Raw genomic sequence first — 12,365 nt, 5'->3', positions numbered from 1 at the left:
CGCGCACGGTAGTGCTAGCCCCACCATCGGCCACCCGCAGGCAATACCCAGCATTCGGGTGCGCGCGGCATGGGCGCGACGGTTGCCGATTCCTAGGCTCGAAAGCGTCGGGGATGCACCAATGCCTTCCGGCTCGAACAGGAGGAAAGCACTGCTCATGAACCCATTTCGGCGCAACTCCGGCAGGGCGGCCGTCGCGGCCGCAGTGGTCGGCGCGGTACTTGCCGCGTCCGCATGCGGCGGTGAGACGTCGGCGGGTAAGACCGATGATCCGGCGAAGACGCCACCGACCGCCGTCGCCGCCGCACTGGACAACGTGGTGCGCAAGGGATTTCCCGGTGTGCAGGTGGTGATCGACGGACCCGGTGGCCATCGCACCTTCACCGCGGGCGTCGGCGACCTGACCACCCGGGCACCGTTCCCGGACGACGCCCGCGTCCGGATCGGCAGCAACACAAAGACATTCGTGTCGACGGTGGTGCTGCAGCTGGTCGCCGAGGGCAAAGTCGAGCTGGACACGCCGATCGAGCGCTACCTGCCCGGCGTCGTGCAGGGCAATGGCAACGACGGCAACCGGATCAGCGTGCGCCAGCTGCTGCAGCACACCAGCGGCATACCGGACTACCTCGGCCACGGCACCGCCGACGGCGTCCAGCGGGATCATTCCGAACAGCTGAACCCGGACGACGAGGCCCTCCGCTGGCAGCACTTCGAGGCGGCCGATCTGGTCCGCCGGGCGATGAGCGCGCCGCCGAACTTCGAACCCGGCGCGAAAGCGGTCTACACCAACACCAACTACCTGGTGGCCGGCCTGCTGATCGAGCGGGTGACCGGCAATCCGGCCGCCGCCGAGATCAGCCGCCGGATCATCGAGCCGCTCGGCCTGCGCGACACCTATGTGCCCGCCTCGCGCGAAACGACCATCCGTGGCCCGCATGCTCAGGGCTACCACGTCGTGGGCGGCAAGCAGGTCGATTTCACCGACCTCGACCCGTCCTGGGGTGGCACCGCGGGCGATATGGTCGCCACGGCGACCGACCTGAACCGGTTCTTCACCGCATTGCTGGCCGGAAAGCTTTTGCCGCCGGCGCAATTGGCGGAGATGAAGCGCACCGTGCCGTTCGACCGGATGCCGGGGGCCGACTACGGTCTCGCCCTTATCCATCGCACCGCGCCGTGCGGCAAAGAGGTGTGGGGGCACGGCGGCAGCATTCCCGGCTTCGAGACGCGCAACGGCGTGCTGGCCGACGGCACCGCGGTGACCGTCACGGTGAACCAGCTGCCGACCACCGAAGAGGGCGCCGACGCGGTCGGCGGCGTGCTCGATGCCGCACTGTGCGCCTCGTGATCGACCGTCCTGCCATTCAGCCCGGCTGCTCCGATATCGATTGCGGCCGAATGACTTCCGAGGAGAATCAGTGAGACGCGTGAAAGGGCTGGCGATCGCCTTGGCGGGGCTGGTGGCCGGTGCCGGTCTGCTCGGCTGCGCCGGACCCGAGGCCGAGGCGCAACCGGCAGCCCCGGCACTGGACCGCTTCTACAGCCAGCAGCTGGACTGGAAGGCCTGCGGCGATCCGAAATTGGCTGCGGCGGGCGCACAGTGCGCGGATGTCACTGTCCCACTGAATTATGCTGAGCCGCAAGGGTCTACCCTCACCGTGGCGATATCCCGGCTAGCCGCCATCGATCCCGCGCAGAAGCGCGGCGTCATGTTGTCCAACCCCGGCGGGCCGGGCGGTGCGGGCCTGGATTTCATGGTCGACGTCGGCAAGGCGATGACCCCCGACGTGCGGGCCCGCTACGACCTGATCGGCATGGACCCGCGCGGCGTCGGACGCTCCTCCCCCATCCAATGCCGCTGGCCGGTCGGCATGGGGCTGCGATCGGCGGGCGTCGGCGCGACAGGCTTCGCGGAATCGGTTGCGGCGCAGGGTGATCTGGCAGCACGCTGCGCGACCACAGAAGCGGCTCGCCTGCCCTACATCACCACCCGCAACACCGCGCGGGACATGGACGTGATCCGCGGCATCTTCGGCGTCGACCGAATCAGCTACTACGGCACCTCATACGGCACCTACCTCGGCGCGGTGTTCACCCAGATGTTTCCCGACCGCAGCGACCGGATCGTGCTGGACAGCGCGGCGGATCCGGACAACTACGGGACCGTCGGCATGATGCAGGCGATGGGACCGGCCAATGAGGCCGCCCTCGACCTGTGGGCGGACTGGGTCGCGGCGCGTGACGGCGAATACCACTTCGGCACCGACCGGGCCCAGGTCCGCGGCGCCGTCCAGGACCTCATCCGCCAGGCTGCGGACAAGCCGATCCGCTTGGGCGAGTACGAGATCGACGATCATTGGCTGCCGCTGGTGCTGTTCGTCGGACTGGACAGCCCAGAGCAATACGGGATGCTCGCCGGTCAAGTCCGCACGCTCGCCGATGCCGCCGCGGGCAAACCCGTTGCACTCGACGAGACATTGGACGCCACCCTGGGGTACGCGCTGAAGGCACGGCCGCAAGACAATTCGTCGCAGATGGCCGTCCTGTGCGGCGATGTGGCCGCACCACGGGATCCGGGATTCTATTGGCGCAATATCGAGGCCGCCCGTCCCACCCAGCCGGTGTTCGGCCCGTTCACCAACAACATCACGCCGTGCGCGTTCTGGGCCCCGCCCGCCGAACCGGCTACCGTGGTGCGCAATTCGGTGCCGGCCCTGATCGTGCAGTCCACCGGTGACACCCGGACCGCGTACGCCGGCGCGGTCGCCTTGCACAACAACCTGAGCGGCTCCCGCCTGGTCACCCTCCAGGATGTCCCGATCCACTGGATCTTCGGGCGCTACCAGAATGCCTGCACGTACTCGGCGGTGAACACCTACCTGCGCGACGGCACCATGCCCGCCGCCGATACCACCTGCCACGCCGACTGAGCACGACGCGTAACGGCCTGAACCCCAACGGGTTCAGGCCTTCACGCGTTCAGGTAGGCAAGCACGGCCAGCACTCGACGGTGGCCGACGTCCTCGGTGGACAACCCGAGTTTCGCGAAAATGCTCCGAATGTGTTTGTGCACAGCACCTTCGGTGACCACCAGCCGCTCGGCGATGGTCCCGTTGTTGTGTCCCTCGGCCATCAGCGCCAGCACCTCGCGCTCGCGGGCGGTCAGCGCCGCCAGCGGGTCGTCGGCCTTACGCCGCACCAGCAGTTGCGAGATCACCTCGGGGTCCATGGCGGTGCCGCCCGCGGCGACCCGGCGCAGCGAATCCAGAAAGCGATCGACCTTGCCGACCCGTTCCTTGAGTAGATAGCCCACGCCGCCCGCGCCGTCGCCGAGCAGTTCGGCGGCGTAACTGTCCTCCACCCAGGACGACAGCACCAGCACCGGCAGGCCGGGATGCAGCTTCCTGGCGCTGACGGCCGCGCGCAGCCCGTCGTCGGTGAACGTCGGCGGCAATCGGATGTCGACGACCACTGCGTCCGGCCGGTCCGCGGCCACCGCGGCGAGGAAATCGTCCGCGTTGTCCACGGCCGCGACCACCTCGATGCCCGCGGTACTCAGCAACAGGACGAGACCCTCCCGCAGCAGGGCATCGTCCTCGGCGATCATGACCCGCACGGCAACTCCACCCGCAACACAGTAGGGCCACCGGGCGGACTGGTCAGCATCATGCTGCCGTCGAGCGCCTCGGCCCGGCGCCGGATACCGGCCAGGCCGCCGCCGTAGGTCTCGACCGCACCGCCGGCACCGTCGTCGCGGATCTCGATCCGCAGCAGCTCGGGCGGGCCACCCAGCACCAGGGAAAGGCCTTCGGCGCCTGAATGTTTGGTGGCGTTGGTGAGCGCCTCGGTGATGACGAAGTAGGCCGCCGCCTCCACCGCCGCGGGCCGCCTGCCCACCTCGCTCGAATCGAGCACACACGGGATCGGGCTGCGCGCGGCGATCGCCGAGATCGCGCTCACCAGCCCGCGATCCGAGAGCACCGGTGGATACACGTTGCGCACCACGTCACGCAGTTCGGCCAGCGCGGCCGTCGCGGTGTCCTGCGCCTTGCGAACCAGGCCTGCCGCCGCCTCGGGATCCTGTTCGCGCAGCTGATCGGCCAGGCCGAGCTGCATGATCACCGCCGCGATCCGCGCCTGCGCGCCGTCGTGCAGATCGCGCTCGATCCGGCGCAGTTCCGCGCCGTGCGCGTCCAACGCGGCGGCTCTGGTCGCGGTCAGCGCGGCGACCCGGTCGGCAAGCACGACCCCCTCGGCAGGGCCGAGCAGGGCGCGGGCCAGCAGCGCCTGCCAGCGGGCCACGAGCGGGACCTGCAGAGCCAAGAAGCCGACGGGGAATGCGATGAGGAAGCTCAGCGCCGCCCGTGGCCACGAGTCGACCTCGAATCCGTAGCTGGTCAGCTCGCCGGGCGGAACATGCTGCCACATCGCCGGAGTAGCGAGCTGAACAAGCGCACTGACGGGCAACGCGACGGCGATGAGCCCGACGAACATGCCGGTCACCGCCTGAGCGACCAGCCAGGCGAAGTCGCGGCGATTGGCCGGGTCGGTGAAAACGGTGGTCACCCGTTGCCGCAGCCCACCGGTGAGCGGTTGATAGGCCTCGGCGATCGGCTCGCCGAGTTGCTTTGCCGCCCTGCGCCGTTCGAACGACACCAATGGGCGGACCACCCGAACAGCCTCGGGCAAAGCCGGTATCCCGACACCGAGCAAACAGAATCCGGCGACGAGCAACAGGCCGATCACCGCGAACAGCGCGACCACCGACGTGCCGACGCCGACCACCAGGTAAGCGATCGCGCCCGGCAGGCGCCGCAATCGGTCGCGCACTGCGCGTAGGGCCACCATCACGCTGTTCATGCTGTCAGAGCGGTCCGTGGCTGCCGCGCGGACGCCACCGCGCCCGAGTCCCTCATCGACCCGGGCGCGGTGACACCGGCTTCGGTCACGCCGAGCCGGAGCCGTCCGTCGACCTGCCCGCGGCACCGTCGCGCCGGCCACTGCCGTTCGGCGGGCTCACCGCCTCACCACCGCCGAGCAGCAGCCCGGCCTGCTCCACCACGCGGGCCTCCGCGTCGATCGCCGAGTTCGCCTCGCCGGCCGCCGCGTCCTTGGCCGCCTGGATGCCGCTGACCATGCGCAGCGGCACTTCTCGCCAGAACAGCACGAGGATCAGCGCGAGCAACGCGATACCGGTCGCCGACAGGAACACCGTCGACATGGATTCCGCGAAGCCGACCTTGAACGGGCGGGCCAGGTCCGGGCTGAGCTGCTGGATGACCGAGCTGTCCTTCAGCACCGCGCCCGCTGCCGAAGTGTCCTGCGCGAGCAGGCCTTTCGACAACGCGACATCGGCCGGGTTACTGCTCTGCGCACCCTCGACCACCGCGTGCTGGAATGCCGGATCGGCTGCCGCACTGCGCATCTCGTCGGAGATGTTCGGGGTCAGCTGGGAGAACAGGATGGACAGGAACACCGCGACACCGAGCGTGCCGCCGATCTGCCGGAAGAAGGTCGCGGCCGCGGTGGACACGCCCATGTCCTTGGGCGGCAACGCGTTCTGCAGCGCCAGGGTGAGCGGCTGCATCAGGTTGCCGAGCCCGAATCCGGTGCACGCCATGAAGATCATCGCGAGCCACAGCGGGGTGTCGGCGGTCAGGAAGTGCAGCAGGAACAGGCCCAGCGTCAGCATGGTCGCGCCGATGATGGTGAAGCTGCGGTAGCGGCCGGTCCGCGAGATCAGCTGGCCGGACACCACCGAGCCGGTCATCAGGCCGAGCACCATGGGCAGCATCTGCAGACCCGCCAGCGTCGGGCTGGCACCGCGCACCACCTGCAGGTACTGCGGCAGCAGCGAGATGCCGCCGAACATGCCGGCGCCGACCACGAACGAGATCACCACGCCGAGCGCGAAGGTCTTGTTCTTGAAGATCCGCAGCGGGATCAGCGCCGCATCGCGCAGCGCCTTCTCGACGAACACGAAGCCGATGACACCGGCGATACCGATCACATAGCAGGCAATGGAACGCCCACTGGCCCAACCCCATTCGCGACCCTGCTCGGCGACGATGAGCAGCGGGACCAGGCCGACGGCGAGGACGAAGACGCCCCACCAGTCCACCCGATCGGTGGAATGCGGCCGCTTCGGCAGCTTGAGCACCCGGTACACCACCGCGAGCGCGATCAGGCCGATCGGCACGTTCACCAGGAACACCCAGCGCCAGCCGCTGACGCCCAGGATCGTGTCCTGCCCGGCGAGCACGCCGCCGAGCACCGGGCCGATCACGCTGGAGGTGCCGAACACAGCGAGGAAGTAACCCTGGTACTTGGCGCGTTCGCGCGGCCCGACGATATCGCCGAGGATGGTCAGCGCCAGCGACATCAGACCGCCCGCGCCGATGCCCTGCACGGCACGGAACGCCGCCAGCTCGTACATCGACTGGGAGATGGTGCACAGCAGCGAGCCGACGATGAAGATCGCGATCGCCAGCATGAAGAACTGCTTGCGGCCGAACATGTCGGACAACTTGCCGTACAGCGGCGTCGCCAGCGTCGCGGTGATCAGGTAGGCGGTGGTCGCCCACGCCTGCAACGAGTAGCCGTCGAGGTCGTCGGCGATGGTGCGGATCGCGGTGGACACGATCGTCTGGTCCAGTGCCGCAAGCAGCATCCCGAGCATCAATCCGCTCAGGATCACCAGAATCTGGCGATGGGTAAAGGCGGGTGGCGCCTCCACCTTCTCAGCAGTCGTCATGTCTTGTTCTCCGTCCCAGTAAAGGTCTGATCCCAATTGCGGCGCATCGCTGCGATCATCTCGGGTCTGGTGCGCTCGAAGTCGTCGACGAACTGCCGGAGCATTTCGGCGAAAACGGCCCGGGACTGCGGCTCCCAATCGGCCATCACCCGGGTCAGGTTCTCGTTGCGACGCCTGCGGACTTCTTCGGCGACGGTCCGGCCACGATCGGTGACGACGAGCACGGTGGCCCTGCCGTCCGCCGGGTCGGCCTGCCGCTCGACCAACTGCTTGCCGACCAACTGAGCCACCTGACGACTGACCGTCGACGCGTCCGAATGCAACACATCGGCCAGCGCGCCCGATCGCATCGGCCCGTCGTGACACAGCCGGATCAACGTCGCGAATGCCGCCGGATCGAGCCCGTCCTTCGTCCACGTCCCGATCTGGGCCGCAGTACGGTCACGGATCCGCTGCAATCGGGTGAGCTGCATCGCGATCGTGTCGATCGTTTGCTCGTCCAAACCCTATACCTTTGCTTGCATCAATCAATTAGTTGCGCGATGCAAGTATGCGGACGAGCCTCCTACTGGGGCAAGTGATTTACCGGGCTTTACTTACCCTTGAACTCCGGTGCCCGCTTCTCGAACACCGCTTTGATCGCCTCGGTGAGGTCTTCCGACGGCAGGAACGCGGAGTTCCACGCGGACACGTAGCGCAGCCCGGCGGCCACCTGGTCCTTGTTCCGCTGATCGAGCACGTCCTTCACACCCTGCACCACCAGCGGCGGGTTCGTGGCGATTTCGCGTGCGGTGGCGTGTGCCGCGTCCAGCGCCGCCTCCTGATCCGCGAAAACGTCGTTGACCAGGCCGATCTTCTCCGCCCGCGCCGCGTCGATGTCCTTGCCGGTGTAGGCCAGTTCGCGCAGCTGCCCCTCGCCGATGATGCCCGGCAGCCGGTGCAGCGACCCGATGTCGGCGACGATGGCGACCTTCGCCTCGCGCAGGCTGAACTTCGCGTCCGCGCTGGCGTAGCGGATGTCGACGGCGGCGATCAGGTCCAGCCCGCCGCCGATGCACCAGCCGGAGATCGCGGCGATCACCGGCTTGCGGCAATCCGCCACCGCGGTCACCGCCGCCTGCAACTTGCGCAGCTCGACCAGGAACTCGGTGCGCGGCGCGGCGAACGCCTTGTCGGCCATCAGCGGGCCGAACAGGCCGCTCATCGCGGGCAGGTCGAGACCGTACGAGAAGTGCTTGCCCGAGCCGGTGAGCACGATCGCGCGCACCTCGGGGTCGGCGTCGAGGCCGTGGAAGATCTCCGGCAGCTCCCGCCAGAAGTCCGGGCCCATCGCATTGCCCTTGCCGGGACCCGTCAACGTCACCTGTGCGACGTGGTCCTTCGTTTCTACGGTGAAAGCCTGCCAATCAGTCATTTGTACAGCGTATCGAGCAGGCGGGAGACAGGCACTCCGCATCCAGGAATGGGTCGCACCTACGACCAGCACAGTGTGGATTCGCGAGCGCCGTTCGCGGCCCCGCCAACACGCTGCAGCCACCCAGACGTCAACACCGCGATCACGCGGCCGGTCCGACCTCCCATGTAAACCCTGCGCAAAATCGGTGCGGCGCACTAGGTCCCGGCCAGTGCTCCAGCGGATCATGGAGTCAGTCAGCAAACCTCAATCATCGAGTCGGAGGCCATCATGCTGATGCATCGAGGAATCGGTCTCGAACGGTTCAACGAAATCTCCCGCGCCCGTGCGATACACGCGCTCTTCTCCTGCTGCGGCAATGTCACCTGGGCCGCCAAGCTCGCGGCCGCCCGGCCCTATCCGGATCGGGACGCGCTGCTGGCCGAGGCCGATATCGAGTTGCTCGCGTTGTCCCAGGCCGATCTGGATCGGGCACTCGAAGCAGTTGCGCACGAACAGGTCTCGGGCGGCAGCGTGACCGAGCTCGCGCGGATCACCCGTGCGCGGATCGCGCTGATGCTCGGGCCGAGCGAGGGCTATCCGGAATACTGACGCATTATCGAGTAGCCCGGCGCACCATCCGCAATCGCTCTACTCTGGTGGCATGCGCAGGTCGACATTGCCACCGATCGCCTGCCGAGTCGCGGACACCCTCATCGCCCGAGGCCATCACGGTGTCATCGTGACCCAGCCGGCACCAACGCCCACCATCGCCGATGCCGCGCGAACGCTCGGCGTCGAGGTGGGTGCCATCACCTCCGCGCTGGTCTTCCTGCTGGACGAGGATCCGGTGCTGCTGCTGGTTTCCGGCGCGCACGAGGTCGATCTCGAGTCCACCGGAAAGCGGCTGGAGGGCACGCTCACCCACGCGCCCGCCGAGATGGTGCGCGAGGTGACCGGCCAGCCGATCGGCGGCGTCGCCCCCGTCGGCCACCCCACCAACCTGCCCACCTGGGTGGACACCGCCCTCTCCCACCACCGCGAGGTGTGGGCCTCGGGCGGCCACCCGAACACGGTCTTCCGCACCTCATTTCACGAGCTGGTGCGCATCACGGCCGGTCTGCCGATAGACGTCGACTGAAACCGGCGGCCGCGAATCGGACAACAAGTCGCCGCAGGCAATATAGGCGAGCCGGAGGAACCCCGCGTAGTTTTGGACGGGTGACCGAAGCAGAACGGCCCGCCACGGATTTCCAGATCCCTGATGATCTGAGCGGGATCACCGCCGAGCAGTTCCGCGCCTCGATGCGCCACTATCCGGCGGGCGTCACCGTTGTCACGCTGAACTCACCGAGCGGCCCGATCGGCTTCACCGCGACCTCGTTCGCCTCCCTGTCACTGGCGCCCCCGCTCGTCTCCTTCAACATCGCGCACACCTCGTCAAGCCTCACCGCACTGCTCGATGCCGACTCGGTCGTCATCCATTTCCTCGGCGAACACCAGCACGAGCTGGCCCAGCGCTTCGCCCGCACGGCCGCGGACCGCTTCGCCGACCGCTCGCTATGGACCACCCTCGACACCGGCGAACCCGTCCTGCACGGCACCCCCATCTGGCTGCGCGCCACCATCCACCAACTGATCCCCCTCGGCGATCACACCCTCGTCGTCGGCCTGGTAACCCGAGTCCACGACAACACCAACGAAACCCCCGCCGCCGCGCCCCTCCTCTACTACAACGGCCGCTACCACCGCCCGACCAGACTCGGCGACTGAACGCGGTCGCCCACGCCGGGCGACCGCCGTTGCCGGACTAGTCGACGAGGCAGGGGGCGGCGCCGGTGGGAGATTGGGACGTGAACGGGCGGGTTTCCGGGGTGGGGTTCCAGAGGCCTTGCGTGGTGGCGTAGTTCCAGGCCGGTCCGGCCTCGACCAGCGTGGCAATGGCTTGGATCAGGCGCTCTACGTCGGCGAGGGTGGTACCCAGGCCGATGCTGGCGCGGAGCGCGCCGTCGAGGTCGAGGCGGGCCAGCAGCGGGTGGGCGCAGAAGCGGCCGTCGCGGACGCCGATGCCGTGTTCGGCGGACAGGTAGGCGGCGACATGGCCGGGGACGAATCCGTCCAGGGTGAAGGCGACGATGCCGACGGCGTCGGGGGCGTCGGTCCAGATGCGCAGCAGGTTGACGCCGGGAATGGCGGCGAGTCCGTCGCGCAGCCGGTCGGCGAGCCGGTGTTCGTGCGCGGCGAGCGCGTCGGCGTCGATCGCACAGAGCGCGTCGCAGGCGGCGGCGAGCGCGGCGGCGCCGAGCACGTTGGGCGAACCGCCCTCGTGCCGCTGCGGGGCGGGCGCCCATTCGGCGCCGGTGGTGGTGACCTCGCGGACCGCGCCGCCGCCGGCCAGGTACGGCTCGGCGTTGTCGAGCCAGTCGCGGCGGCCGACCAGCACGCCCGCGCCGAACGGCGCGTACAGCTTGTGGCCGGAGAACGCGAGGTAGTCGATGCCGGTGTCGCGCAGGCTGATTCGCCGGTGCGGCGCGAGCTGGGCGGCGTCGACGAGGATGCGGGCGCCGCACTGGTGGGCGATGGTGGCCAGGCGCTCCAGCGGCAGCACCTCGCCGGTGACGTTGGAGGCGCCGGTGACCGCGAGCAGCGCGGCGGGCTTGCTACACAGCTCGGCGACCAGCCGCCCGATGGTCTCCTCGACGGTGGCCGCGGCCTGCACGACGCGGCGGCCGCGCGTGGTCCACGGCAGGAAGTTGGCGTGATGCTCGATGTCGAGCACCACGGTGTCGCCGGGCACGCAGGACGCGAGCAGGTTCAGCGAGTCGGTGGTGTTGCGGGTGAACACCACTACCTGGTCGTCGGTCGCGTCGAGGAAGCGGGTCACCGAACCGCGGGCGGCCTCGTAGCATTCGGTGGAGATCCGCGAGGCGTAGCCCGCGCCGCGGTGCACGCTCGCGTAGAACGGCAGCAGCTGCTGGATCCGGTCGGTGACCTGGGCCAATGCGGGTGCGCTCGCCGCGTAGTCGAAGTTGGCGTAGGTGGTCGTCCCGCCTTGGACGAGCGGCACCTGGAGGTCGTCACCGGAAACCCGGGCGAGGGGGGCACAGTTCTGGGTCGCCACAGCAGTCATCACGAAAATCCCGTCGGCTCTGGGACCCGCAATCAGGTGATTCGTCGAGTCCGCGCTTGCCGCACCCGGTCGGGTGTCAGCCCGGTCGTCACCCGGAGCACCCCACCGCGGAGGAGGGTTGCCGACCAGCAAGCCGGGGCTGAACGCTGGTACTCATGACCTGAACCGAGATTGGCAGACATCCCCCGGCGCTGTCAACTGGTCCGCGGCGCCGCGTGTTCGCCCGGAAAACTCCCGCGCTGGTCACCTCCGTCGGGAGCGGTGGAAATCCATTGCTTCTGCGGCGACTTTGCGGTCACATCATGAGGTGTCACTTTCGCTGCTGTTCAGCTTCGTCGGTCTGTGCGTGCTGCTGGCGCTGACGCCGGGCCCGGATTCGTTTCTCGTGCTGCGGTTCTCGCTGGTAGACGCCCGACCGGGCATCGCGGCCGCGATCGGGTCGGCGCTGGGCGGGATCCTGTGGGCGGTGGTGGTCGCGGCCGGTGTCGCCACGCTGCTGGAGCAGTCGGCGACCGCGTATCGCGCGCTGAAGCTGATCGGCGGAATCTACTTGGTGTACTTGGGTATTCGCGCGCTGCTCGACCAGCGGCGGCAGCGCGGAGCGGGCCGGGACGCCACCGGCGCGGAGGGGCTCGCACAAGCGGGCGGCGGTACCCGCGCGTCGGTTCGCTCGGCGTTCACCGCGGGCGTCGTCTCGTGCATGTTCAACCCGAAAGTCGGCCTGTTCTACCTCGCCGTGCTGCCCCAGTTCCTGACCGAGGTCACCTTCGCCAACACCCTCGCCCTCGGCGCCGTCGAATCGAGCATTGCCGCGGTAGCGATGGTGCTCCTGGCCCTGGCCGCCTCCCGCGCGGTCGCGCTGCTGCGCCGCCCGAAGCTCCGGGATCGGCTCGAACAGGTGAGCGCCGCCATCCTGGCCACCCTCGGTGTCGGCACCGCCGCCTCCGCGGCCTGATCGATGCTGCGCGAAACGCCCTGAGCTGCAAGATCACCGGGCTCATGTGGGGAATCACACCGGAATAAGCAGGTCGGCGCAGCGATCATCCAGCGAACCCGCCGGGTAACCCGCCGACCAGGCGTTGCTTCGG

Annotated in this window: 12 protein-coding genes and 1 riboswitch; of the genes, 6 read left to right on the top strand and 6 right to left on the bottom strand. The window is 68.6% G+C overall.

What is annotated here, in order from left to right; genetic code table 11:
- Positions 1–157: 157 nt before the first annotated feature.
- On the top strand, positions 158–1,348 hold the full coding sequence (locus tag ACFWF1_RS05170) for a serine hydrolase domain-containing protein (protein ID WP_379281948.1): 1,191 nt from the start codon (positions 158–160) through the stop codon (positions 1,346–1,348).
- 70 nt (positions 1,349–1,418) lie between these two features.
- Positions 1,419–2,930 carry an alpha/beta fold hydrolase gene (locus tag ACFWF1_RS05165; RefSeq protein WP_379281947.1) on the top strand — a complete coding sequence of 504 codons (1,512 nt, stop codon included), beginning with the start codon at positions 1,419–1,421 and terminating at the stop codon, positions 2,928–2,930.
- Between the two features lie 41 nt (positions 2,931–2,971).
- Here ACFWF1_RS05165 and ACFWF1_RS05160 read toward each other — a convergent pair whose 3' ends face one another.
- The 5 genes from ACFWF1_RS05160 to ACFWF1_RS05140 form a co-directional block, all read right to left on the bottom strand.
- Entirely contained in the window at positions 2,972–3,616 is a 645-nt protein-coding gene (locus ACFWF1_RS05160; protein ID WP_379281946.1) for a response regulator, read from the bottom strand.
- A complete protein-coding gene (locus ACFWF1_RS05155; protein ID WP_379281945.1) occupies positions 3,604–4,860 on the bottom strand; it encodes a sensor histidine kinase in 1,257 nt (418 codons plus the stop codon). Before ACFWF1_RS05155 ends, ACFWF1_RS05160 begins: the two co-directional genes overlap by 13 nt.
- 85 nt (positions 4,861–4,945) lie before the next feature.
- The gene (locus ACFWF1_RS05150; RefSeq protein ID WP_379281944.1) at positions 4,946–6,754 is read right to left on the bottom strand and encodes an MDR family MFS transporter; all 1,809 of its coding nucleotides are present in this window, start codon (positions 6,752–6,754) and stop codon (positions 4,946–4,948) included.
- Positions 6,751–7,257, bottom strand: coding sequence for a MarR family winged helix-turn-helix transcriptional regulator (locus ACFWF1_RS05145; protein ID WP_379281943.1), 507 nt, complete (start codon positions 7,255–7,257; stop codon positions 6,751–6,753). Before ACFWF1_RS05145 ends, ACFWF1_RS05150 begins: the two co-directional genes overlap by 4 nt.
- An 89-nt stretch (positions 7,258–7,346) precedes the next feature.
- Positions 7,347–8,168: a crotonase/enoyl-CoA hydratase family protein gene (locus ACFWF1_RS05140; protein ID WP_379281942.1), complete on the bottom strand. Its 822-nt coding sequence runs from the start codon at positions 8,166–8,168 to the stop codon at positions 7,347–7,349.
- A gap of 270 nt (positions 8,169–8,438) precedes the next feature.
- Here ACFWF1_RS05140 and ACFWF1_RS05135 point away from each other — a divergent pair, with 270 nt between their 5' ends.
- The 3 genes from ACFWF1_RS05135 to ACFWF1_RS05125 all read left to right on the top strand — a co-directional run bounded on the left by ACFWF1_RS05135 (position 8,439) and on the right by ACFWF1_RS05125 (position 9,920).
- Positions 8,439–8,759 carry a 2-oxo-4-hydroxy-4-carboxy-5-ureidoimidazoline decarboxylase gene (locus ACFWF1_RS05135; protein ID WP_379281941.1) on the top strand — a complete coding sequence of 107 codons (321 nt, stop codon included), beginning with the start codon at positions 8,439–8,441 and terminating at the stop codon, positions 8,757–8,759.
- A 52-nt stretch (positions 8,760–8,811) separates the two neighbouring features.
- Positions 8,812–9,288 carry a YbaK/EbsC family protein gene (locus ACFWF1_RS05130; protein WP_379281940.1) on the top strand — a complete coding sequence of 159 codons (477 nt, stop codon included), beginning with the start codon at positions 8,812–8,814 and terminating at the stop codon, positions 9,286–9,288.
- Positions 9,289–9,368: 80 nt separating this feature from the next.
- A complete protein-coding gene (locus ACFWF1_RS05125; protein WP_379281939.1) occupies positions 9,369–9,920 on the top strand; it encodes a flavin reductase family protein in 552 nt (183 codons plus the stop codon).
- Between the two features lie 37 nt (positions 9,921–9,957).
- Here ACFWF1_RS05125 and ACFWF1_RS05120 read toward each other — a convergent pair whose 3' ends face one another.
- Positions 9,958–11,277: an aminotransferase class V-fold PLP-dependent enzyme gene (locus ACFWF1_RS05120; RefSeq protein WP_379281938.1), complete on the bottom strand. Its 1,320-nt coding sequence runs from the start codon at positions 11,275–11,277 to the stop codon at positions 9,958–9,960.
- A gap of 47 nt (positions 11,278–11,324) precedes the next feature.
- Positions 11,325–11,438, bottom strand: a riboswitch (SAM riboswitch).
- A gap of 146 nt (positions 11,439–11,584) precedes the next feature.
- On the opposite strand from ACFWF1_RS05120, the gene ACFWF1_RS05115 reads away from it, so the two are divergent.
- A complete protein-coding gene (locus ACFWF1_RS05115; protein WP_379281937.1) occupies positions 11,585–12,232 on the top strand; it encodes a LysE family translocator in 648 nt (215 codons plus the stop codon).
- Positions 12,233–12,365: the final 133 nt, after the last annotated feature.

The sequence above is a fragment of the Nocardia sp. NPDC060255 genome (assembly GCF_042727395.1).
GTDB lineage: Bacteria > Actinomycetota > Actinomycetes > Mycobacteriales > Mycobacteriaceae > Nocardia.
The sequence above is the reverse complement of the archived record's forward strand: the minus strand, read 5'-3'. Positions and strand labels throughout refer to the sequence as shown.